18 protein-coding genes are annotated in these 24,234 nt (G+C 67.0%); 11 read left to right on the top strand and 7 right to left on the bottom strand.

The annotated features are described in order from the left end of the window. Positions 1–7 precede the first annotated feature (7 nt). Positions 8–2,704: a DNA polymerase I gene (gene polA / locus NM962_20855; protein ID UVO12290.1), complete on the top strand. Its 2,697-nt coding sequence runs from the start codon at positions 8–10 to the stop codon at positions 2,702–2,704. Here the strand turns inward: polA and NM962_20860 are convergent. Further along, on the bottom strand, positions 2,701–2,847 hold the full coding sequence (locus NM962_20860; GenBank protein ID UVO12291.1) for a hypothetical protein: 147 nt from the start codon (positions 2,845–2,847) through the stop codon (positions 2,701–2,703). The two genes, polA and NM962_20860, sit on opposite strands and share 4 nt — an antisense overlap. Before the next feature lie 91 nt (positions 2,848–2,938). Between NM962_20860 and NM962_20865 the strand changes: the two genes are divergently transcribed. Further along, positions 2,939–4,459, top strand: coding sequence for an HNH endonuclease (locus NM962_20865; GenBank protein ID UVO12292.1), 1,521 nt, complete (start codon positions 2,939–2,941; stop codon positions 4,457–4,459). On the opposite strand, the gene NM962_20870 is transcribed toward NM962_20865, so the two are convergent. Both NM962_20870 and NM962_20875 read right to left on the bottom strand, forming a co-directional pair. Further along, positions 4,456–5,418: a nitronate monooxygenase gene (locus NM962_20870; protein ID UVO12293.1), complete on the bottom strand. Its 963-nt coding sequence runs from the start codon at positions 5,416–5,418 to the stop codon at positions 4,456–4,458. The genes NM962_20865 and NM962_20870 overlap by 4 nt on opposite strands. Before the next feature lie 18 nt (positions 5,419–5,436). Next, positions 5,437–6,573: a PrsW family intramembrane metalloprotease gene (locus NM962_20875; GenBank protein UVO12294.1), complete on the bottom strand. Its 1,137-nt coding sequence runs from the start codon at positions 6,571–6,573 to the stop codon at positions 5,437–5,439. A gap of 163 nt (positions 6,574–6,736) precedes the next feature. On the opposite strand from NM962_20875, the gene rpsA reads away from it, so the two are divergent. Both rpsA and coaE read left to right on the top strand, forming a co-directional pair. Further along, positions 6,737–8,176, top strand: a complete 1,440-nt coding sequence (gene rpsA / locus NM962_20880; GenBank protein UVO12295.1) for a 30S ribosomal protein S1 — start codon at positions 6,737–6,739, stop codon at positions 8,174–8,176. A 29-nt stretch (positions 8,177–8,205) separates the two neighbouring features. After that, positions 8,206–9,423, top strand: coding sequence for a dephospho-CoA kinase (coaE, locus tag NM962_20885; protein UVO12296.1), 1,218 nt, complete (start codon positions 8,206–8,208; stop codon positions 9,421–9,423). A 7-nt stretch (positions 9,424–9,430) separates the two neighbouring features. Here coaE and NM962_20890 read toward each other — a convergent pair whose 3' ends face one another. Beyond that, the gene (locus NM962_20890) at positions 9,431–9,871 is read right to left on the bottom strand and encodes a hypothetical protein (GenBank protein ID UVO12297.1); all 441 of its coding nucleotides are present in this window, start codon (positions 9,869–9,871) and stop codon (positions 9,431–9,433) included. A 103-nt stretch (positions 9,872–9,974) separates the two neighbouring features. Between NM962_20890 and NM962_20895 the strand changes: the two genes are divergently transcribed. From NM962_20895 to NM962_20905, 3 genes are all read left to right on the top strand, one after another. After that, the gene (locus tag NM962_20895; GenBank protein ID UVO12298.1) at positions 9,975–10,592 is read left to right on the top strand and encodes a TetR/AcrR family transcriptional regulator; all 618 of its coding nucleotides are present in this window, start codon (positions 9,975–9,977) and stop codon (positions 10,590–10,592) included. Between the two features lie 72 nt (positions 10,593–10,664). Then, positions 10,665–11,054, top strand: coding sequence for an MmpS family protein (locus NM962_20900; protein ID UVO14868.1), 390 nt, complete (start codon positions 10,665–10,667; stop codon positions 11,052–11,054). Further along, positions 11,051–13,972: an MMPL family transporter gene (locus tag NM962_20905; GenBank protein UVO12299.1), complete on the top strand. Its 2,922-nt coding sequence runs from the start codon at positions 11,051–11,053 to the stop codon at positions 13,970–13,972. Before NM962_20900 ends, NM962_20905 begins: the two co-directional genes overlap by 4 nt. Here the strand turns inward: NM962_20905 and NM962_20910 are convergent. After that, positions 13,944–14,483 carry a DUF402 domain-containing protein gene (locus NM962_20910; protein ID UVO12300.1) on the bottom strand — a complete coding sequence of 180 codons (540 nt, stop codon included), beginning with the start codon at positions 14,481–14,483 and terminating at the stop codon, positions 13,944–13,946. The genes NM962_20905 and NM962_20910 overlap by 29 nt on opposite strands. Positions 14,484–14,585: 102 nt before the next feature. Here NM962_20910 and uvrB point away from each other — a divergent pair, with 102 nt between their 5' ends. Next, entirely contained in the window at positions 14,586–16,757 is a 2,172-nt protein-coding gene (gene uvrB / locus NM962_20915; GenBank protein ID UVO12301.1) for an excinuclease ABC subunit UvrB, read from the top strand. A gap of 67 nt (positions 16,758–16,824) precedes the next feature. After that, positions 16,825–18,252 carry an MFS transporter gene (locus tag NM962_20920; protein ID UVO14869.1) on the top strand — a complete coding sequence of 476 codons (1,428 nt, stop codon included), beginning with the start codon at positions 16,825–16,827 and terminating at the stop codon, positions 18,250–18,252. Between the two features lie 9 nt (positions 18,253–18,261). Here NM962_20920 and NM962_20925 read toward each other — a convergent pair whose 3' ends face one another. Continuing rightward, positions 18,262–19,878 (bottom strand): glycosyltransferase family 39 protein, encoded by a 1,617-nt coding sequence (locus tag NM962_20925; GenBank protein UVO12302.1) that lies wholly within the window; start codon positions 19,876–19,878, stop codon positions 18,262–18,264. A 178-nt stretch (positions 19,879–20,056) separates the two neighbouring features. Here NM962_20925 and NM962_20930 point away from each other — a divergent pair, with 178 nt between their 5' ends. Continuing rightward, positions 20,057–20,503, top strand: coding sequence for a universal stress protein (locus NM962_20930; protein UVO12303.1), 447 nt, complete (start codon positions 20,057–20,059; stop codon positions 20,501–20,503). 68 nt (positions 20,504–20,571) lie between these two features. On the opposite strand, the gene NM962_20935 is transcribed toward NM962_20930, so the two are convergent. After that, a complete protein-coding gene (locus tag NM962_20935; protein ID UVO12304.1) occupies positions 20,572–21,258 on the bottom strand; it encodes an MBL fold metallo-hydrolase in 687 nt (228 codons plus the stop codon). Between the two features lie 57 nt (positions 21,259–21,315). Here NM962_20935 and uvrA point away from each other — a divergent pair, with 57 nt between their 5' ends. Further along, entirely contained in the window at positions 21,316–24,222 is a 2,907-nt protein-coding gene (gene uvrA, locus NM962_20940; GenBank protein UVO12305.1) for an excinuclease ABC subunit UvrA, read from the top strand. Positions 24,223–24,234 lie beyond the last annotated feature (12 nt).

A 24,234-nucleotide genomic window follows, 5' to 3' on the forward strand; every position in this document is an offset into this window, starting at 1 on the left:
TGGGGCCGTGACCCAGACCAAACCGACGCTGCTGCTACTGGACGGAAACTCGCTGGCGTACCGGGCCTTCTACGCGTTGCCCGCCGAGAACTTCAAGACCCGCAGCGGCCTGACCACCAACGCCGTCTACGGGTTCACCGCAATGCTGATCAACCTGCTCCGCGACGAGGCCCCGACCCACGTCGCCGCCGCGTTCGACGTGTCGCGGCAGACGTTCCGCTCGGAGCGTTTCCCGGAGTACAAGGCCACCCGCTCATCGACCCCCGATGAGTTCCGCGGCCAGATCGACATCACCAAGGAAGTGCTGGTCGCGCTGGGCATCACCACGTTGTCGGAGCCCGGTTTTGAGGCCGACGATCTGATCGCCACGCTGGCTACCCAGGCCGACGCCGAGGGCTATCGGGTGCTGGTGGTCACCGGCGACCGCGACGCCCTGCAGCTGGTCAACGAGAACGTGACTGTGCTCTACCCCCGCAAGGGCGTCAGCGACCTGACCCGGTTCACCCCGGACGCGGTCGTCGAGAAGTACGGCCTGACCCCGGCGCAGTACCCGGACTTCGCGGCGCTGCGCGGCGACCCCAGCGACAACCTGCCCGGCATTCCCGGGGTGGGGGAGAAGACCGCGTCGAAGTGGATCACCGAATACGGCTCCCTGCAGGGGCTGGTGGACCAGGTGGACACCGTCAAGGGCAAGGTCGGAGATGCGTTGCGCGCCAACCTGTCCACCGTGATCCTCAACCGCGAGCTGACTGACCTGGTGCGCAACGTGCCGCTGGCCCAGACGCCGGACACCCTGCGGCTGGTGCCGTGGGACCGTGAGCAGATCCATCAGCTCTTCGACGACCTCGAGTTCCGGGTGCTACGCGACCGGCTGTTCGACACGCTCTCCACCGCCGGCGGCGCCGTGCCCGAAGCCGAGGAGGGCTTCGAGGTGCGCGGCGGCGCGCTGGAGCCGGGCACAGTGGCGACGTGGCTGGCCGAACACGCCGCCGACGGACGCCGCACCGGGCTGGCCGTGATCGGCACGCATCGCAGCTTCGACAGCGACGCCACCGCGCTGGCCCTGGCGTCGGCGGACGGTGAAGGCGGCTACCTCGACACCGCGGCCCTGACCGCCGACGATGACGCCGCGCTGGGCACCTGGCTGGCCGACCCGACCAAGCCCAAGGCCCTGCACGAGGCCAAACTGGCCATCCACGACCTGGCCGGGCGCGGCTGGACCCTGGACGGCGTCACCTGCGACACCGCCCTGGCCGCCTACCTGGTGCGGCCCGGCCAGCGCAGCTTCAGCCTCGACGACCTCTCGGTACGCTACCTGCGCCGGGAGTTGCGTGCCGAATCCGATGAACAACAACAGCTTTCGCTGCTGGATGACACCGAGGGCATCGACGATCAGGCCGTGCAGACCGCGATCCTGCGGGCCCGGGCCGTTACCGACCTGGCCGACGCGCTGGATCTCGAACTGGCCCGCATCGACTCGTCCAGACTGCTTGTCGACATCGAGCTGCCGTTGCAGCGGGTGCTGGCGGAGCTGGAGACCGCCGGAATCGGCGTCGATCTCGACCACCTGAGCCAGCTGCAGAGCCGGTTCGGCGACCAGATCCGCGACGCCGCCGAGGCGGCCTACGCGGTGATCGGCAAGCAGATCAACCTCGGCTCACCCAAGCAGCTGCAGGTGGTGCTCTTCGACGAATTGGGCATGCCCAAGACCAAGAAGACCAAGACCGGCTACACCACCGACGCCGATGCCCTGCAGTCCCTGTTCGACAAGACCGGCCATCCGTTCCTGGAGCACCTGCTGACCCACCGCGACGTCACCCGGCTGAAGGTGACCGTCGACGGATTGCTGAAATCGGTTGCCTCCGATGGCCGGATCCACACCACGCTGAACCAGACGATTGCGGCCACCGGCCGGCTGTCGTCCACTGACCCAAACCTGCAGAACATCCCGATTCGCACCGACGCCGGTCGCCAGATCCGCGACGGCTTCGTGGTCGGCGAGGGTTACCCCGAGCTGATGACGGTCGACTACAGCCAGATCGAGATGCGCATCATGGCGCACCTGTCGGCAGATGAGGGCCTGATCGAGGCGTTCAACACCGGCGAAGACCTGCACTCGTTCGTCGGGTCACGGGCGTTCTCGGTGCCCATCGACGAGGTGACCCCGGACATGCGCCGCCGTGTCAAGGCGATGTCCTACGGCCTGGCCTACGGGCTGAGCGCCTACGGGCTGGCCTCCCAGCTCAAGATCTCCACCGAAGAGGCCAAAGAGCAGATGGACGCCTACTTCGACCGGTTCGGCCGGGTGCGCGAGTACCTGCACGAGGTGGTCGAGCAGGCCCGCAAGGACGGCTACACCTCCACTGTGCTGGGCCGGCGGCGCTACCTGCCGGAGCTGGACAGCAGCAACCGCCAAGTCCGCGAATCCGCCGAACGGGCCGCGCTCAACGCCCCGATCCAGGGCAGCGCGGCCGACATCATCAAGGTCGCGATGATCAACGTCGACCAAGCCCTCAAGGCCTCCGGTTTGCAGTCGCGGATGCTGTTGCAGGTGCACGACGAGCTGTTGTTCGAGGTGGCCGACGGGGAACGCGAGCCGTTGGAGGCGCTGGTGCGCGACAAGATGGGCAGCGCCTATCCGCTGAGCGTGCCGCTGGAGGTCGCGGTGGGCTACGGGCGCAGTTGGGACGCCGCCGCGCACTAGCGGTCGCCGCTTCGGTGGTGGCCACTGTCGTCCCCGCCGCCCCGCCGGGCGGCCTCGGCACCGGTCATCTCCCGGGCCAGTACCGCCAGCACCAGCCGGGTTTTCTCCTCCGCAGGGACCTTCGTTCGTCGTGATCGGACCATGACCCACTCAACCTCCTCCTCACGGCCGCGTTGTGAATAACGCGACCCTGTCAGAAAGTTTGAGTCAGTGGAGCACGCTATAATCGAACGTATGTTCGATCAGTCGCGGGTTCCGTCTCCGGAGTCGATCGCGCGGCTTAGTGAGCGGTTTGAGCGGCGGTATCCGTCGCGTACGCCGGAGTCGGCTGCATTGGTGGATCGGATCTGCGCGTCGGCGCGCGCGGAGAATCGGGCCGCAGCCGCGCAACTGGTGGCGATCGGCGAGTTGTTCGCGCTGCGATTGGGCCGGTGCAGCGAAACCGAGGAGTGGGCGGTCGATACCGAGGCGGCGGTGGCTGCGGAGGTGGCGGCGGCATTGCGGATCAGCCAAGGGCTCGCGGGCAGTCGACTGCGTTATGCCCGGGCGATGCGAGAACAGTTGCCGCAGGTGGCGGAGGTTTTCAAGGCCGGCGACATCGATATCCGGTTGTTTCAGACGATGGTGTATCGCACGGATCTGATTGCTGATCGTGAGGTGTTGGCGCTCGTCGATGGCCAGTTGGCGGCGCAGGTGGTGAGGTGGCCGTCGCTGACCAGGAGTCGGTTGGCCGGCAAGGTCGACAAGATCGTCGCCAGGGCCGACGCTGATGCGGTGCGCCGCCGCAAAGAGCGCCAAGCGGAGCGGAAGATCGGGTTTCAGGACCAAGAGGGCGGGTTCTCGGAGGTTTACGGCAGCTTGTTCACCCCTGATGCCCGTGCCCTGGACAAGGCGCTGGATGGGTTGGCGGCCACGGTGTGCGAACACGATCCGCGCAGTCGTGATGAGCGGCGTGCCGATGCGATGGGGGCGTTGGCGGCGCGGGCGGATCGGCTGGGGTGTCGCTGCGGGCGGCCGGATTGCGCCGCCGGGGGGCGGGCGGCGGCCGGTCCGGTGGTGCTTCATGTGATCGCCGAGCAGGCCACCCTCGATGGGACCGGTGATGAGCCGGGCTCGTTGGTCGAAGCCGATGGATTGATCCCGCCGGAGTTGATCGCCGAGCTCGCCCGATCGGCCCGGTTGGTGTCGTTGGTGCATCCCGCCGACGCCCCGCCGGAGCCGGGGTATGTGCCCTCGAAGGCGTTGGCTGATTTTGTGCGGTGCCGGGATCTGACGTGTCGCTGGCCGGGTTGTGATCGTCCGGCGGTTGACTGCGATCTGGACCATACGATTGCCTACGGTGACGGTGGGTCCACGCATGCGTCGAACCTCAAATGTTATTGCCGCACACATCATTTGGTGAAGACATTCTGGGGCTGGCAGGATCAGCAGTTGCCCGATGGGACGGTGATCTTGACCTCGCCGGCGGGGCAGACCTATGTCACCACTCCGGGCAGTTCACTGCTTTTCCCGCGCTTGTGCGCACCCACCGGGGAACTGCCGCCACCGCTGCGACGCGACGACGACCGGTGTGGCGATCGCGCCGCGATGATGCCCCGCCGCCGACGAACCCGCGCCCAACACCGCGCAACGCGCATCGCCACCGAACGCAACCAGAACCACAAGGCCCGCCAAGCCCGACGCGCTGTGTTCGACGCCATCTGGTTCCCGAAAGTAGCCCCCGGCATCGACCCCGACGACCCACCGCCCTTCTAGCGGCGGTTCAGGATTCGGGTGGCCTCTTGCACCATCTGCGCCACGATGGCGTCCGCGGGCGCGACGTCGTGAATAAGGCCGACGGCCTCGCCGATCAGGATGTGCGCAATGTCGAAATCCCCGGCGGAGAGCCCCGCCTGGAAGACATCGATGGCCTCCGGCAGGTTGGCCAGCAAGTGGCTCTCGTCGCCGTGCCAGCTCTGCAGGAACGCGTTGCGCAGCGCCCGCTCGTCGTATCGGGCAGGCCAATCGAGTTGTCGCACAAGGTCGTAGACGCGGGTGCGAACGGTGTCCTCACCGCTGGCCCGGATGACGCGCTCGTGAGCGCTGGGCGACACGAGCGCCTCGCTGCAGGCCCAGAACCGAGTGCCGACCAAGACTCCGTCGGCGCCGAGCGCCAGCGCCGCGGCAACCCCGCGGCCGTCGGCGATCCCGCCCGCGGCCAGCACGAACGTTTCCGGCGAGCGTTCGGCCACCAGGTCGACGACGGCCGGAACAAACGTCAGAGTCGATCGGGTCGACATCCCGTGGCCGCCGGCCTCGGCGCCTTGCGCGACGATGACTTTCGCTCCCGCCCGCAGTGCGGCATCGGCCTGCTCCAGGGTTTGCACCTGGCAGATCAGCGGAACCCCCGCGTCGCGGATGTCACCGGCGAAGGCCTCGGGATCACCGAAGGACAGCATGATCGCCGCCGGGTCTCGGTTGAGTGCGACGGCCAGAGCTTCTGGTGCGCGGGCCAGGCTCCAGGTGATGAATCCACATCCGACGTGAGCGTCGCCGGCGGCATCGAATTCGCGCTGCACCCAGTCAGGGTCGCCGTAACCCCCACCCAGCAGACCGAGCCCACCGGCGTGGGTGACCGCTGCCGCAAGCCGGCCGCCGGATGCCTGCGCCATCGGCGCCAGCACGATCGGGTGGTGGATACCGAAGTAGTCGGTGAGGCGATTGCGCAGCGACATCGCGATGCCTCCGTGAGATCAGCGCCGCACCGGCAGGGGAGAGTGATACCCGGCCATGGTGTAGAGCACTGGTGCGGCCGTGCGGGCGGCCACCACCCCGTAGGCGTCCTCCTGCTGCACCGCGAACACCTCGGGATCACCGAAGCCCCGGTCGATGCGGTCCCGGATAAACGCCAGCCGGACCACCTGGACGGCGAACTTCTTGACCGCCTTGCCGGCGGGCCGGCCCCCGATGCGGGTGGCCTCGCGGATCGCCAGCTTGCGGCTGCGGATCGAACCCAGCCAAGTCGCCTCGTTGGCGCTGATCAGGCCGCTGGCCACCATGCCGGGCAGCTTGCTGGCGACCAGCTGCTGTTCGTGGCGGCGGCTCAGCATGCCCAGCAGCACCATCAGCAGGAACACCGGAACCAACCAGAACACGTAGGTCACCAGGAAGAGCTGCCCGCCGCCCATGGCCAGCGAGGCGTTCCACGAGGCGTGCATCGCGACCGCGGCCAGGTAGCCGAGCAGGATCACGATGGCCTTCGACCAGAACCCGTGGCGACGCAGCGCGAAGAACACCCCGATGCCGGTCATCGTGGTGAACAGCGGGTGGGCGAACGGGCCGAAGATCAGCCGGGCGATGGCCACCGCGGCCATCTTGGCCGGTGAGTCGGCCGGCGCGATGTAGACGATGTCCTCCATCCAGGCGAAACCCACCGCCACCACGCCCGCGTAGACCATGCAGTCGGTCAGCGAGTTCAGCGCCAGCCGCCGGCGTCCGGTCAGCATGACCAGCAGGAACAGGCCCTTCGCGGCCTCCTCGATGAACGGCGCCTGGATGGCCGCCATGTCGAAGGCCTTCGATACCAGCGGCCGCACCGTGGCCACCGAGGACCCGAAGGTCTCCAACCCGACGGCCAGCACCACGGCCACCGACGCGCCCCACAGGAACGCCAGCTGCAGCAGCCGGCGCGGCTCGGGCTCCCAGCGATCCAGCCACCGGTAGCACAACAGCACCACCAGCATCGAGATGCTCGCCAGCACCAGCGCTGTCAGGGTTCCGCCCGGGTTGGCCGCGGTGAACAGCAGTAAGAGGAACACGGTGAGGATGGCGAGCAGGACGATCACGATGAGCGGCGCTCCGACCCTCCGCCGGTTCCGCATCTGAGGCATAGCGAGGGAGCGTAGCCACCGGTTTGTCCAGCGTGCAACGCGTCGAGTAGCCTCAACAGGTAGTCCTCGTCTAGTCCGAGACCAGATCGTGGGCCACCGCATGCCCAGCATGCGTGACAACACCCGTCCCTACTACGCCACAATGTCCGGAGCAACCCAACACATGCCAAGTCCCACCGTCACCTCGCCGCAAGTAGCCGTCAACGACATCGGCTCGGCCGAGGACTTCCTCGCAGCCATCGACAAAACGATCAAGTACTTCAACGATGGCGACATCGTGGAAGGCACCATCGTCAAGGTTGATCGGGACGAGGTCCTGCTCGACATCGGTTACAAGACCGAAGGGGTCATCCCCTCCCGCGAACTGTCCATCAAGCACGACGTCGACCCCCACGAGGTGGTGTCCGTCGGTGATGAGGTCGAGGCTCTGGTCCTGACCAAAGAGGACAAAGAGGGTCGTCTGATCCTGTCCAAGAAGCGCGCCCAGTACGAGCGCGCCTGGGGCACGATCGAAGAGCTCAAGGAGAAGGACGAGGCCGTCAAGGGCACCGTCATCGAGGTCGTCAAGGGCGGCCTGATCCTCGACATCGGCCTGCGCGGCTTCCTGCCGGCCTCGCTGGTGGAGATGCGCCGGGTCCGCGACCTGCAGCCCTACATCGGCAAAGAGATCGAAGCCAAGATCATCGAGCTGGACAAGAACCGCAACAACGTGGTGCTGTCCCGTCGTGCTTGGCTGGAGCAGACTCAGTCCGAGGTGCGCAGCGAGTTCCTCAACCAGCTGCAGAAGGGCGCCGTCCGCAAGGGTGTCGTGTCCTCGATCGTCAACTTCGGCGCGTTCGTCGACCTGGGCGGCGTGGACGGCCTGGTGCACGTCTCCGAGCTGTCCTGGAAGCACATCGACCACCCGTCCGAGGTCGTTCAGGTGGGCGACGAGGTCACCGTCGAGGTGCTCGACGTCGACATGGACCGCGAGCGGGTTTCGCTGTCGCTCAAGGCCACTCAGGAAGACCCGTGGCGCCACTTCGCCCGCACCCACGCGATCGGTCAGATCGTCCCGGGCAAGGTCACCAAGCTGGTGCCGTTCGGTGCGTTCGTCCGTGTCGAGGAGGGCATCGAGGGTCTGGTGCACATCTCCGAGCTGGCTGAGCACCACGTCGAGGTCCCGGACCAGGTGGTCGCGGTCGGCGACGATGCCATGGTCAAGGTCATCGACATCGACCTGGACCGCCGCCGGATCTCGCTGAGCCTCAAGCAGGCCAACGAGGACTACACCGAGGAGTTCGACCCCTCGAAGTACGGCATGGCCGACAGCTACGACGAGCAGGGCAACTACATCTTCCCCGAGGGCTTCGACGCCGACACCAACGAGTGGATCGACGGTTTCGACAAGCAGCGCACCGAGTGGGAGGCCCGCTACGCCGAGGCCGAGCGCCGGCACAAGATGCACACCACGCAGATGGAGAAGTTCGCCGCCGCCGAGCACGCCGAGCCCCGCTCGGGTGCCAACGGTTCGCACCGCGACGAGGCTCCGGCCGGTGGTTCGCTGGCCAGCGACGAGCAGCTCGCCGCACTGCGGGAGAAGCTCGCCGGCAACAGCGCGTAGTAGCACCCAGCGCGTTTGAAGGGGCGCAGATGCTGCGTATCGGTCTGACCGGCGGTATCGGCGCCGGTAAGTCGACGGTGTCGGCTACCTTCAGCCGCCACGGTGGCGTCATCGTCGACGGTGACGTCATCGCCCGTGAAGTCGTGGAGCCCGGTACCGAAGGCCTCGCCAAATTGGTCGAGGCCTTCGGGCCGGGCATCCTGCTTCCGGACGGAGCTTTGGACCGTCCGGCGCTGGCGGCGATCGCGTTCAGCGACGACGACAAGCGGGCCACGCTCAACGGCATCGTGCACCCGCTGGTGGCGCACCGCCGTTCGGAGTTGATCGCGGCGGCTGGTGCGGAAGCGGTGGTCGTCGAGGACATCCCGTTGTTAGTCGAATCCCAGATGGCGCCGCTGTTCCCGCTGGTGGTCGTGGTGCACGCGGACGTCGAGACTCGCGTGGCACGGCTGACCGAATACCGCGGCATGTCCGAGGCCGACGCGCGAGCCCGGATCGCCGCACAGGCCACCGAGCCGCAGCGGCGCGACGTCGCCGACGTCTGGCTGGACAATTCCGGTGACCCGGAGGAGCTGGCGAAGCAGGCACTTGAGCTGTGGCATCAGCGGATCCTGCCGTTCGCGCACAATCTTGCCACCCGCCAAACCGTGCCGTCCCCGACGCAGTTGATGTCGGCCGACCCGACCTGGCCGGACCAGGCGCAGCGCATCCTGGCCCGGCTGCGCACCACCTGTGGTCATCGGGCGACCCGCGTCGATCACATCGGGTCCACGGCGGTGGCCGGCCTGGATGCCAAAGACGTGATCGACGTGCAGGTTACGGTCGAATCCTTGGCGATGGCCGACGAACTTGCCGAGTCTCTGTTGAGCGCCGGGTATCCCCGCAAAGAGGCGATCACCGCCGACAGCGGCAAGCCCGACGCCCGCAGCACCGTCGCCGAGTTCGATCACACCGATGACCCGGCGTTGTGGCAGAAGCGTTTTCACGCCTCCGCCGACCCGGGACGGGCCACCAACGTCCACATCCGGGTCGAGGGCTGGCCCAATCAGCAGTTCGCCCTGCTGTTTCCGGCCTGGCTGTCCGCTGATGCCGAGGCTCGGGCCGACTATCTGGCGATCAAGCGCGACGCCGAACGCGCAGCGGCCGGCGGTGACATCGATGCGTACTGCGATGTCAAGGAACCGTGGTTCGACACCGCCTACCGGCGGGCGTGGGCATGGGCCGACGACACCGGGTGGCGCCCGTAGGGCCTGATCAGGCCATGCTGCTGATCAGTGCACCGCACAGCATCGCGCCGGTGTGGGGGTCATTGGTGTTGCCCCAGGTGTTGATGAAGCGCTCGCTCTTGACCGTGGTGACGTCATCGACCTTGATCTCGCAATGCACCGTCGCGGTGGTCGGGAAACGCAGCCGGATCACCATGCCGGCCTTGCTGGGGTCGCTCATCACGGTGTTGGCCTCGAACGGGCTTCCGAACGCATCGAGGTCCGCGCTGGCGGTCTCGGTGTCGTTGCGCATGAACGTGACCACGTTGCCGCTGGACCAGGCGTCGACCTTCGCGATGTAGGTGACGTTGTGCAGCTCGGTGGTGTTGTCGTTGTCATCCGCCCCCGCCGTCGCTGGGATCAGCTGACCACACCCGAGCACGGCTGCGGTGGTGGCAGCGGCGACACCGATTCGCAGTTTGGCGTTCATATCAGCGGAGTTTAGCGCGGGCCTTCAGGCATAGCGTGCGTCACAGTCAACACGCCCAGGAGACTGGAATCACAAACTTTGCATGGCGCGCAAAGTTTGCATTGTGTGCAATGATTCCCGGGTGGATGCGCCGCAGGTCAGCTCGCTGAGGGAACGCCGGCGGCGCGAAACCGAGGCGGCCATCCATCGCGCGGCGGTCGAGTTGATCGCCGAGCAGGGCTACGACGCGGTGACCGTGCCGATGATCAGCGAGCGGGCCGGCGTCTGTGTACGCACCTTCTTCAACTACTTCCCGAACAAGGAAACATCGGTGGTGCTGCCGTTCCCGCCGTTCGACCCGGAGCTCAGCGCCGTGGTGCGCAGTGGGCCGGGCGCAGAACGTCTGATGGCCGACGTGGCCGAACTGGTGATAAACCACATCGAGGTCCACACCGCGAACTCGGTTGGCCTCGCCACGCTGCTGCGGATGATCTGCGAGATCCCGGAGCTGCTCCGGCTACACACCGCCGAATTGGCCGAGCTGGAAACGCAGCTGGTCGAGCTGATCGCCCAGCGACTGCAGTTGCCCGGCGACGATCGGCGCGTCGAAGTCGTCGCCAGCGCGGTGATGGCGACGGCGAACACCGGCATCCAGCGCTGGTCGCGTGATCCGGAGGCCGGTTCCTTGTCAGACGAGGTCCGGCGTTGTGTCTGCCTGCTGGAACCCCTGCAACATCTTTAGAGCCCTTTGGGCCTACCGCGAAAGCGAAAGGGAAAGAACATTTTTGACTTCGTGAAGCGCGCCTGGATTCCTATGGTCGTGGTCCTGGTGGCGACGTTGGCGGGTTTTGCGGGTTTTCGGATCCATGCGGTGATGGCGCCCAAACCCGCGTCGACCGCCTTCATCGACGAGTCCAGACCCGTGATCCCCAAAGATGTCATCTACGAAGTGTTCGGACCGGATGGCACGGCTGGCCAGGTGAACTACCTTGACGAGAACTCGCAGCCGCAGCGTGCCGATTTCACGACCTTGCCGTGGTCGTTCACTATCTCCACCAAGCTGACTTCCATCTTCGCCAACGTGGTCGCCCAGGGCGACAGCAGCTCGATCGGCTGCCGCATCACCGTCAACGGCGAGGTGCGCGACGAGCAGACGGTCGACACCCATAACGCCCAGGTCTTCTGTCTGGTGAAGTCGGCATGAGCGAGGTGAGCACGCCCACCGAGCCTTCCCCGACCACCGTCACCCATTCCCGTGTCGCGCGGTTCATTCACCGGGTGCCACTCCTCGTCGTGGTGGCGTGGCTCGCGCTGACCGTCGTCGTCAACGTCGTTGTGCCGCAGCTCGAAGAGGTCGGCAAGGCACATTCAGTGTCATTGGCAGCCAAGGACGCCCAGTCCTACCAGGCGATCAAGAAGCAAGGCGCCAACTTCGAGCAGTTCGACTCCGACAGCATGGTGATGGTCCTGCTGGAAGGCGACGAGCCGCTCGGCGACCAGGCGCGCACCTACTACCACGGCTTGGTGGAGAAGCTGCGGGCCGACACCGAACATGTGGAGTACGTGCAGGACTTCTGGGGTGACCGGATCACCGCCGGTGGCGCCCAGAGCATGGACGATCACGCCGCCTACGTGCAGCTGAACCTGGTCGGCGACCAGGGCACCACCACCGGCAAGGAATCGGTGCAGTCGGTGCGCGACATCGTCGACGGCAGCGCGCCGCCGCCCGGGTTGCATGTCTATGTGACCGGTCAGGCCGCGCTGACGATGGACATGAACGACGCCGGCGACGAGAGCATGCTCAAGATGACGGCGATCACCTTCGTGGTGATCACGGTCATGCTGCTGCTGATCTACCGCTCGATGGCGACCGTGCTACTGATCTTGTTCACCGTCTTCGTCGAACTGGGTGCCGCGCGCGGGATCGTGGCCGTTCTGGGCCACTTCGAGATCATGGGGCTGTCCACCTTCGCGGTGAGCCTGCTGACCTCGTTGGCGATCGCGGCCGGTACCGACTACGCGATCTTCTTCATCGGCCGTTATCAGGAGGCCAGGGCTGCGGGTCAAGACCGCATCACCGCGTACTTCACCACCTACCACAGTGTTTCGCATGTGGTGCTGGGCTCGGGTCTGACGATTGCCGGCGCCACGTTCTGCCTGAAGTTCACCCGGCTGCCGTACTTCGCATCCATGGGTGTGCCGTGTGCGGTCGGCATGCTGGTCGTGGTCGCCGCGGCAATGACGATCACGCCCGCGGTTCTGCTGCTGGGCACTCGATTTGGCTTGCTGGAGTCCAAGCGGAAACTCTCGGCACGGGGTTGGCGCCGGATCGGGACCGCGATCGTGCGGTGGCCCGGGCCGATCTTCGTGGTGACCATGATCGTCGCCCTGATCGGGATCGGTGTGCTGCCGTCGTACTCCGTGAACTACAACGACCAGTACTACATCCCCAAAAGCCTGCCGTCGATTCAGGGCTATGAGGCGTCGTATCGACACTTCTCCAAGGCCCGGATGAACCCCGACATCGTGCTCGTCGAGACCGACCAGGACCTGCGGACGCCGGGCAACATGCTGGTGCTGGACCGGATCGCGAAGAACATTTTCCGACTGGACGGAATCGACAAGGTACAGAGCATCACTCGGCCACTGGGGGCGCCGATCGACCACAGCTCGGTGCCATTCCAGCTGAGCATGCAGTCGGTGCCCATCACGGAGAACCTCGACTATCTCAAGGGCCGGATGGCCGACATGCTGCACATGACCGATCAGCTCGGTTCGATGATCGAGATCATGGAGCGCATGCACGCCCTGATGTCGGAGCAGGCCGGGGTCACCCACGACATGGTGGGCCACACCACCGAGATGAAGCAGGTTACCGATGAAATGCGGGACCACATGGCTGATTTCGACGACTTCTGGCGTCCGATGCGCAACTACTTCTACTGGGAGCCGCACTGTTCGGGCGTCCCGATGTGCTGGTCGTTGCGGTCGATCTTCGACGGGCTCGACGGGGTCGACAATCTCAGCGACAAGATGACGGCGATGCTGCGCGATCTGGAGCACATGGACACCCTGATGCCGCAGATGGTGGCGCAGCTGCCGCCGATGATCGCCATTTCCAAGGACATCCGCGAAACGATGCTGACGATGTACAGCACGTTCAACGGGATGATCAACCAGATGGCGCGGATGACCGATACCGCGACCGTCATGGGGCAGGCCTTCGACGCCGCGAAGAACGACGACTTCTTCTATCTGCCGCCGGAGGCCTTCGACAACGCCGACTTCCAGAAGGGCCTCAAGTTGATGGTCTCGCCGGACGGGAAGTCCGCGCAGATCATCGTCACCCACGAGGGCGACCCGGCCGGCAACGCGGCGCTGTCCAAGACCGAGGAGGAGCTGACCGCGGCCAAGGCGGCGATCAAGGGCACTCCGCTGCAGGGCGCCCGGGTCTACATCGGCGGCACGGCGCCGACCTATCACGACATCGGCGAGTTCCTGCGATACGACATGATGCTCGCGGTGATGGCGTCGCTGTGCCTGATCATGATCATCATGCTGGTGCTGACCCGCAGCCTCGTCGCGGCCGCGGTGATCGTCGGAACGATCGCAGTCTCGCTGGGCTCGTCGTTCGGGTTGTCGGTGCTGATCTGGCAGCACATCCTCGGCTTACAACTGCACTGGTTCGTGCTGCCGTTCACCGTGATCATCCTGTTGGCGGTGGGATCGGACTACAACCTGCTACTGGTGTCGCGATTCAAGGAGGAACTCGGCGCCGGGATGAACACCGCGATCATCCGCGGCGTCGGGGGTTCGGGCAGCGTGGCCACCCAGGCGGGCCTGGTGTTCGCGTTCACCATGGGCGCGATGATCAGCAGTGACCTGGTCTCGATCGGTCAGTCCGGAACCGCGATCTGCCTGGGTCTGCTGTTCGACACCTTCATCATCCGAGCGTTCATGACGCCGTCGATCGCGGCGCTGCTGGGCCGCTGGTTCTGGTGGCCGATCAAGGTGCTGCCCACCTCGTCGCTCACCCGCAACCGGCCGGCCGTGACCGACCGCGGGGCCGAAGCTGCGGTCGATGACCCGGCGACTACCGAGATCCCGGTGGCGACCCCCTAAGCCCATCGCTGACCGGCCAGGTCACCGGCATGCCCTGACCGGCCAGCCATCGGTCCAGGTCGTAGCCGTTGCGGGCCAGGCCGTCGACGACCGCCACCGCGCGCAGCACCGCGTGTTCGGCGTCGTGTTGGCTCAGCAGGCCCTCGGCGACGGCGGCCATCAGCTCGTCGGTGTCGGCGAGCTCGACGCCGGATGCGGTGCGGACCACCAGATCCAGGTAGTGGTCCCGGGAGTGCCAGCGTTCCGGTGCCGCGGTGTACTCGCCGACGTCGAGATAAAAGTCCTGGTCGCGTTCATGACCGGGGCTGAAATGGAAGACGGTCGCACGCAGCCCGAGCGACGGCAGCAGCCAGGACTCCAGGTAGTGGAACTGGGCCCGGCCCGGGGTGGGGCGGGCCATATAGAGGCCCCACGGGTGCACCGTGTAGACGTCGACGGCGCGCACCACCCCTTTGGGGTCAGTGTTGGTGTAGCCGCGCAGGTCGAAGGTCTCTTCCTTGGGTGGATGCACCGCTGGCCGCCTCTCGCTGTCGGAGGCCCAGCCTATTGCCCGGCTCCTCCTCATCGCGCTGGCGCGCTCTGCATGTCGCCGGGCGGGCCTACTCTGGCTTCCGTGGCCTTCGCAACCGAACACCCTATCGTCGCGCATTCGGAGTACCGGCCCGCCGCAGACGCCGTGGAAGGCATCGTCCGCGCCGGCGGCCGGTTCGACGTCGTCAGCGAGTTCCGGCCGGCCGGTGACCAGCCGGCCGCCATTGCCGACCTGGAACGCCGCATCACCTCGGGGGAGAAGGACGTGGTGCTGCTGGGCGCCACCGGCACCGGCAAATCGGCCACCGCGGCCTGGCTGATCGAGCGGCTGCAGCGTCCCACCCTGGTGATGGCGCCCAACAAGACACTGGCCGCGCAGCTGGCCAACGAGCTGCGAGAGATGTTGCCGCACAACGCCGTCGAGTACTTCGTCTCGTACTACGACTACTACCAGCCGGAAGCCTATATCGCGCAGACCGACACCTACATCGAGAAGGACAGCTCGATCAACGACGACGTCGAGCGGCTGCGCCACTCGGCGACCTCCAGCCTGCTGTCCCGCCGCGACGTCGTGGTGGTCGCCTCGGTGTCCTGCATCTACGGCCTGGGCACCCCGCAGTCCTACCTGGACCGCTCGGTGGAGTTGCAGGTCGGTGCGGAGGTGCCGCGTGACGGCCTGCTGCGGCTGCTGGTCGACGTCCAGTACACCCGCAACGACATGGCGTTCACCCGCGGCTCCTTCCGGGTGCGCGGCGACACCGTCGAGATCATTCCCTCCTACGAGGAGCTGGCCGTCCGCATCGAGTACTTCGGCGACGAGATCGAGGCGCTGTACTACCTGCATCCGCTCACCGGAGACGTGGTGCGCAAGGTCGACTCGCTGCGCATCTTCCCGGCCACCCACTACGTCGCCGGCCCGGAACGGATGACGCAGGCCATCTCCACCATCGAGCAGGAGCTGGCCGTCCGGCTCGAAGAGCTGGAGAACCACGGCAAACTGCTGGAGGCCCAGCGGCTGCGGATGCGCACCAACTACGACATCGAGATGATGCGCCAGGTCGGCTTCTGCTCGGGCATCGAGAACTATTCGCGCCACATCGACGGTCGCGGCGCCGGCACGCCCCCGGCCACCCTGCTGGATTACTTCCCCGAGGACTTCCTGCTCATCATTGACGAGTCACACGTCACCGTGCCGCAGATCGGCGGCATGTACGAGGGCGACATGTCGCGCAAGCGCAACCTGGTGGAGTTCGGGTTCCGGTTGCCCTCGGCGTGCGACAACCGGCCGCTGACCTGGGAGGAGTTCGCCGACCGGATCGGCCAGACGGTCTACATGTCGGCCACCCCGGGGCCCTACGAGCTCAGCCAGGCCGGCGGCGAGTTCGTCGAGCAGGTGATCCGCCCGACCGGCCTGGTGGACCCGAAGGTCGTGGTGAAGCCGACAAAGGGCCAGATCGACGACCTGATCGCCGAGATCCGGCAGCGCACCGCGGCCGATGAGCGGGTGCTGGTCACCACGCTGACCAAGAAGATGGCCGAAGACCTCACCGATTACCTGCTGGAGATGGGGATTCGGGTGCGCTACCTGCACTCCGAGGTCGACACGCTGCGCCGAGTGGAGCTGCTGCGGCAGCTGCGGCTCGGCGACTACGACGTGCTGATCGGCATCAACCTGCTCCGCGAGGGTCTGGACCTGCCGGAGGTGTCGCTGGTGTCGATCCTCGACGCCGACAAGGAGGGCTTCCTGCGCTCCACCCGCAGCCTGATCCAGACCATCGGTCGCGCGGCCCGCAACGTCTCCGGCGAAGTGCACATGTACGCCGACAAGATCACCGACTCGATGCGCGAGGCCATCGACGAAACCGAACGCCGCCGGGCCAAGCAGGTCGCCTACAACGAGGCCAACGGCATCGACCCCCAGCCGCTGCGCAAGAAGATCGCCGACATCCTCGACCAGGTGTACCGGGAGGTGGAGGACACCGAATCCATCGAGGTCGCCGGGTCGGGCCGCAACGCCTCACGCGGGCGGCGCGCCCAGGGCGAGCCCGGTCGGGCGGTCAGCGCCGGGGTCTTCGAAGGCCGCGACACCAGCAACATGCCACGGGCCGAACTGGCCGACCTGGTCAAGGACCTCACCGAGCAGATGATGAACGCGGCGCGAGATCTGCAGTTCGAGCTGGCGGCCCGGATCCGCGACGAGATCGCCGACCTCAAGAAGGAACTGCGGGGCATGGACGCGGCCGGCATCAAGTGACGCGCCAGGCAGGCGACCATTTTCGCGTGTGATGGTGATCCGTGATTGACTGCAAGCGGTGGTGGAACTGACTGAAACAGTGGTGCATGACTCCGCTGTAAGCACTGGCAGCTGGCGTGAGCTGCTCGGTAGGCGCTATCTGGGCACCGCGGCCGTGCTGGCCGGCGGGGTGGCGCTGTACGCCACCAACGAGTTCCTCACGATCAGCCTGCTGCCCAACACCATCAAGGACATCGGCGGTGAGCGGTTCTACGCCTGGGTGACCACCCTGTACCTGGTCGGATCGGTGATCGCCGCGGCCGCGGCCAACGCGGTGCTGGTCCGCGTGGGTTCTCGCTCGGCCTACCTGCTGGGGCTGCTGTCGTTCGGCCTGGGCACGGTGCTCTGTGCGCTGGCGCCCCAGATGGAAGTCCTGCTGATCGGTCGCACCCTGCAGGGCATGGGCGGCGGCCTGTTGGCCGGGCTGGGGTGGGCGCTGATCAACGCCGTCCTGCCCAGCTGGCTGTGGACCCGGGCCTCGGGGCTGGTGTCCGCCATGTGGGGTGTCGGCACCCTGGTCGGGCCGGCAGCCGGCGGCCTATTCGCCCAGTTCGGCATCTGGCGGTGGGCGTTCGGCCTCATGGCGATACTGACCGTGGCGATGGGAGTGGCGGTCAGTGTGGTGCTGCCGGCCGGGGGTACCGGGCACCGTGGCGAGTCCGTGAAGTTCCCGGTGCGGTCGTTGCTGCTGCTGGGCGGCGCCGCGCTGGCGGTCAGTGTGGCGCAGTTGCCGCGCAGCCTGATCGGCGCGATGGGGCTATTGCTGGTTGGCGGGGCCCTGCTGGCCGTGTTTCTGGTCGTGGACCGGCGCTCGTCGTCGGCGGTGCTGCCGTCCAGCGCGTTCCAGCCGGGCCGGGAGAAGTGGATCTACCTGACGTTGGGCCTGCTGATGGCCACCACAAAGGCCAACCTGTACATCCCGCTGCTCGGGCAGCGGCTGGCCCACCTGCCGCCGGTGATGGCCGGCTTCCTGGGCGCCGCGTTGTCGACCGGTTGGACCTTCAGCGAGATCGCCAGCGCGTCGGTGAGCAAGGTACGGGTGGTCATCGGCCTGGTGATCAGCGCGCCGCTGGTGATGTCGGCGGGTTTGGCGGTGGTCGCGTTCGCCCGGATGAGCCACTACAACCCGACCGCGGTCGGCGCGATCTGGGCGCTGGCACTGCTGGTCGTCGGCATCGGCGTCGGCGCCGGCTGGCCGCACCTGTCGGCGTGGGCGATGAGCTGCGTCGACGATCCCGCTGAGGGTGGGACCGCGGCCGCTGCCGTCAACACCGTGACGCTGATCGGTGGCGCGTTCGGCGCGGGGATCGCCGGCCTGGTGGTCAACACCGCGATGAGCGCCGGCCAACCCGCGGCCCGCTGGCTGTTTGCGATCTTCGCTGTGCTCGCCGCAATGGGATTCGTGGTCGCCTATCGGGCCAGCCGGGGTGCCGAACCCCTTCCGACCGCCTCTTGAGTGCGCCGATCACCGGGTGGCCTTGATCACCTGGGCGAAGGTGAACTGCCAGCGTTCGACGACGTGGAAGCGCAGCGCGTGCAGCATCTGGCCGTCGGGTGTGCGGGCGAAGCGGGCGCCTACCGGCAGCGCCACGGCCGCCTGGTGGGCCGGCAGACTGCGGTCGTGATCGGTGATCGCCCAGATCGTTGGGCAGCGGTCGAATTGGTCCTTCAGTGCCGCCACCGACAGGTGCCCGTCCCACAGCCGCCCCAGGGTTTGGCGGTGCGGCCCCAGCCCGGGGTCGGTCAGCTTTGCGAACGCCTCGGGGCGCGCGGCGGTCAACGCCCGGATCGGGCCGGGTAGCCACCTGGTGGTGTTGTCGATCAGCAGGCAGTCGCCGGGCTGGGCGTGCGCGACGATCACGTCGGCCGCCGCGCTGTAATCCCAGCCTTTTTCTTTGGTGTAGCGATCACGTTGATTGGCAACGTAATTGGGCATCGCTGCGATTGCCAGCAGGGCGATAACGCCGATCAGGGCGCGGCGCGAAGTGGCGATCGTGGTGACCGTGATCGCCAGCGCGATCGCCATCGCCGGAGCCGTGCTGATCAAATACCGCGGGTAATAAACTGGTTTCACCAGCACCGAATAGGCCAGCGTGGCCAGGGTCGGGATCAACATCCACTTGACGCACAGCATCGCCAGCCGTCGGGTCTCGGCGTCTGGGGACCGGCGGGTGCCGTTCCGGACGGCGACGACGGCGCCGACGAGCACCAGCCACGCCAGGATTGCGAACGGCACACTGTTGTCGAAGTACTGCTGCTGGACGATCTCGATGGCAGTGTGCGGGTTCAACGGCCGAATCCAGGCGACCTGCCGGATCTGCCCCTGGCTGAACCACAGGAATGGGGACAACGCGGCCAGCGCGATACCCGCCGCCGCAGCCCATCTCCGCCGCGCCGAGCCCTCGCCACCCACCTCACGCAGCGCCGCTGCGTGTACCGCCACCAGCAGGACGGTGAACGTGTTCAGCAGCGTCGCCACCACGACCGCCACGCCGTAGCCCACCCACAGTCGCACGGTGTTACGCCGGGCCGCGGTCACCCACAGCACGGTGAGCCAGACCGCAGCCATCGCCGAGAACGCGTACGGGCGCGCCTCGACGCCGGCCCACGTTATCCGCGGCAATATCGCGTAAAGCGCACCGGCGCACACCGATACCTGCCGGCCGGTGAAGCTGCGGGACAGCACCACCACACCGGCGGCCCCGGCGCCGACCGCCAGACTGCTCGGCACCCGCGCCCAGAATTCGGTCGCGGGGAAGACCGCGAACCAGCCGTGCATGACCAGGTAGTACAGGCCGTGTACCGCGTCGATGTGGGTGAGTAATCGCCACAGTTCCGGCAGTGAGCGGTGCGTCGATGCCGAGATGGTGGCAGCTTCGTCGAACCACAGCGACGGCCGGCTCGCGCCGATGACGCTGATCAACGTTGCCGCAACGGCGATTACGGCCGCGTCCGGTGAGCGCGGCGGGCGCAGTGGCGGACCCGCATCGATACGCACCGGGGCCGGGCTCAAAACCTGGCTCAACGGCGTGCGCTGTCGGTAGCGGTGACGGTGATGACATCCCACGTTACCGTTGGACACGGCATGTCAGCTACGTCACCAGGTCTGCCAACCGGGTCTTTTCGGCCGGTCAGAGGGCTGTGCACGCCGCGCCGCAAACGACATGTGACGCCAATCGCCCCCATCGGGGCCGTCGACGCGTTAATGTCGCCATGGCTCAATTTGCCAACAGGCGACCAATGCACCGGGAGGGTTACGAATGAGCGGCTACAAGACCGTGGTGGTCGGTACGGACGGCTCGGACTCGTCGCTGCGCGCCGTCGACCGCGCGGCTCATCTGGCGTCCGGTGAAGGCGCGAAGGTCGTCATCGCCACCGCCTACCTGCCGCACGCCGACGACCCCCGCGCCGCCGACGCTCTCAAGGACGAGGGCTACAAGGCCTCGGGCAACGCCCCGATCTACGCCATCCTCAAGGAGGCCAAGGAGCGGGCCATTGCTGCCGGCGCCTACGAGGTCGAGGAGAAGGCCATCGTCGGCGCTCCGGTGGACGCGCTGGTGGAGCTGGCGGAGTCGGTCAAGGCCGACCTGCTGGTGGTCGGCAACGTCGGGCTGAGCACCATCGCCGGGCGGCTGCTCGGCTCGGTGCCGGCCAATGTGTCGCGGCGCTCCAAGATCGACGTGCTGATCGTTCACACCACCGGGTAGCGCGCGGGGCTAGACCGGCGGTCCAGCTTCGCCTCTCCTCCGTCAGCCTCGCTAACCGGCGGGGGAGTTCACCACCCCCGTTCGCGCCATTCCGCCAGGTGCGGGCGCTCGACCCCTAGAACGGTGTCGTCACCGTGTCCGGGGTAGACGACGGTGTCGTCGCCGAACCGGTCGAACACCTTGCGACTCACATCACCCAGCAGGCGCTCGAAGTCCCCTGGCTGCCACGTCTTTCCGATGCCGCCGGGGAACAGGCAGTCGCCGGTGAACAGCTGGGTCACGCCGCCGGTGGCCGCGCCGTCCAGGGCCAGCGCTACCGATCCCTCGGTGTGGCCCTGCAGGTGGATCACGTCGAAGTTCAGGTCCCCGACGGTCACGGTGTCGCCATCGGCCAGGATGCGGTCTGGTTTCACCGGCAGCGGCTCAGCGTCCAGGGCGTGCGCGGCCGTCGGGGCCCCGGTGGCCTCGGCGAGTGCGGTCAGCGCCTGCCAGTGGTCGAAGTGCTGGTGGCTGGTGACGATCAGTGCCACGTCCGGGGCGTACTCGCGCACCAGCGCGACCAGGTTCTCGGCGTCGTTGGCCGCGTCGATCAGCAGCGTCTTGCCGGTGTTGGTGCACGTCACCAGGTAGGCGTTGTTGTCCATCGGGCCCACCGAGGCCTTGATGATGGTGGCCCCGGGCAGGGTGCGCCGTGCCGCGGTGCCGGGCTCGACGTGTCCGGTGTAGTTGTCGTCAACCGCGATCTGGGAGGTCATGTCCGTCACGGTACTGGCCCTGAGCTGGTTGTCGGTAGCGCCACCTAGCATGGACCCGTGGCTGACCGGCTGATCGTCAAGGGTGCGCGGGAACACAATCTGCGCAGTGTGGATCTGGACCTGCCGCGCGACGCGTTGATCGTGTTCACCGGGCTGTCCGGATCGGGTAAATCCTCGCTGGCCTTCGACACGATCTTCGCCGAGGGCCAGCGCCGCTACGTCGAATCCCTGTCGGCCTACGCCCGCCAGTTCCTCGGCCAGATGGACAAGCCCGACGTCGACTTCATCGAGGGTCTCTCGCCGGCGGTGTCCATCGACCAGAAGTCCACCAACCGCAACCCGCGCTCGACGGTCGGCACCATCACCGAGGTCTATGACTACCTGCGGCTGCTCTACGCCCGGGCCGGGGCCCCGCACTGCCCGGTCTGTGGCGAGCGGATCGCCCGGCAGACCCCGCAGCAGATCGTGGACCAGGTGCTGGCCATGGACGAGGGACTGCGGTTCCAGGTGCTGGCGCCGGTGGTGCGCACCCGCAAGGGGGAATTCGCCGATCTCTTCGAGAAGCTAAACACCCAGGGCTACAGCCGGGTGCGGGTGGACGGCGTGGTGCATTCGCTGACCGATCCGCCCAAGCTCAAGAAGCAGGAGAAGCACGACATCGAGGTGGTCGTGGACCGTCTCACTGTCAAGGAGTCGGCCAAGCAGCGGCTCACCGACTCGGTGGAGACCGCGCTGGGCCTGGCCGACGGCATCGTGGTGCTGGAGTTTGTCGACCGGGATGACGATCACCCCCATCGCGAGCAGCGGTTCTCCGAGAAGCTGGCCTGCCCCAACGGGCACGCGCTGTCGGTCGACGACCTGGAGCCGCGGTCGTTCTCGTTCAACTCGCCCTACGGTGCCTGCCCAGAATGCGTGGGCCTGGGCATCCGCAAGGAGGTCGACGCCGACCTGGTGGTGCCCGACCCGGATCGCACCCTGGCCGAGGGCGCGGTGGTGCCCTGGTCGATGGGCCCCACCAGCGAGTACTTCACCCGGATGATGGCCAGCCTCGGTGAGGCGATGGGCTTCGACGTCGACACCCCGTGGCGCAAGCTGCCGGCCAAGGCCCGCAAGGCGATCCTGGAGGGCTCCGACGAGCAGGTGCATGTCCGCTACCGCAACCGCTATGGCCGGACCCGCTCGTACTACACCGATTTCGAAGGTGTGATGGCGTTCCTGCAACGCAAGATGGAGCAGACCGAATCCGAGCAGATGAAGGAGCGCTACGCCGGGTTCATGCGTGACGTGCCGTGCCCGGAATGCGCCGGCACCCGGCTCAAGCCGGAGATCCTGGCGGTGACGCTGGCCGCGGGCGACTACGGCAGCAAGTCCATTGCGCAGGTCAGTGAGCTGTCGATCGCGGACTGCTCGGACTTCCTCAACGCGTTGACCCTGGGCCCGCGCGAGCAGGCCATCGCCGGGCAGGTGCTCAAAGAGATCCAGTCCCGGCTGAGCTTCCTGCTCGACGTCGGCCTGGAGTATCTGACGCTGTCCCGGGCTGCCGGAACCCTGTCCGGTGGTGAGGCGCAACGCATTCGGCTGGCCACCCAGATCGGCTCGGGCCTGGTCGGGGTGCTCTACGTGCTCGACGAGCCGTCGATCGGGCTGCACCAGCGGGACAACCGCCGACTGATCGAGACTCTGGTTCGGCTGCGCGATCTCGGCAACACCCTGATCGTCGTCGAGCACGACCTGGACACCATCGCCCACGCCGACTGGATCGTCGACATCGGCCCGGCGGCCGGCGAGCACGGCGGCAAGATCGTGCACAGCGGGCCGTATGCCGAACTGCTCGCCAACCCGGATTCGATCACCGGGGGCTACCTGTCCGGCGCGAAAACCATTGCGGTGCCGCAAATTCGTCGCACGGTGGACCCCAAGCGCCAACTCGGAGTGGTCGGCGCGCGCGAGCACAACCTGGCCGGCGTCGACGTGGCGTTTCCGCTCGGGGTGCTCACCGCGGTGACCGGGGTGTCCGGCTCGGGCAAGTCGACGCTGGTCAACGACATTCTGGCGACGGTGCTGGCCAACAAACTCAACGGCGCCCGGCTGGTGCCTGGCCGGCACACCCGGATCACCGGGCTCGACCACCTGGACAAGCTGGTACGGGTCGACCAGTCACCGATCGGGCGCACCCCGCGGTCGAACCCGGCCACCTACACCGGGGTGTTCGACAAGATCCGCACCCTGTTCGCCGCCACCACCGAGGCCAAGGTCCGCGGCTATCAGCCGGGCCGATTCTCGTTCAACGTCAAGGGCGGACGCTGCGAGGCGTGCACCGGCGACGGCACCATCAAGATCGAGATGAACTTCCTGCCCGACGTCTACGTGCCCTGCGAGGTCTGCCACGGTGCCCGCTACAACCGCGAGACCCTGGAGGTGCACTACAAGGGCAAGACCATCGCCGAGGTGCTGGACATGTCGATCGAGGAGGCGGCGGATTTCTTCGAGCCGATCACCGGCATCCACCGCTACCTGCGCACCCTGGTCGACGTCGGGCTCGGGTATGTGCGGCTGGGCCAGCCGGCGCCGACGCTGTCCGGCGGGGAGGCGCAGCGGGTGAAGCTGGCCTCCGAGCTGCAGAAGCGGTCCACCGGCCGGACCGTCTATATCCTCGACGAGCCCACCACCGGACTGCATTTCGAGGACATCGCCAAACTGCTGGGCGTCATCAACGGCCTTGTCGACAAAGGCAATACGGTGATCGTCATCGAGCACAACCTGGACGTGATCAAGACCGCGGACTGGATCGTCGACATGGGCCCCGAAGGCGGGGCCGGCGGTGGGACGGTGGTGGCCACCGGTACCCCGGAGGACGTCGTGGGCGTGCCGGAGAGCTATACCGGCAAGTTTCTCGCCGAAATCCTGGGCGCACCGGCCAAGCCGGCCAAAGCCGTCAAGCGCCGTCGCAAGGCCAGCGCTTAGGGTCTGTCTGGG

The organism is Mycobacterium sp. SVM_VP21 (genome assembly GCA_024758765.1).
GTDB classification, from domain to species: Bacteria; Actinomycetota; Actinomycetes; order Mycobacteriales; family Mycobacteriaceae; genus Mycobacterium; species Mycobacterium heraklionense_C.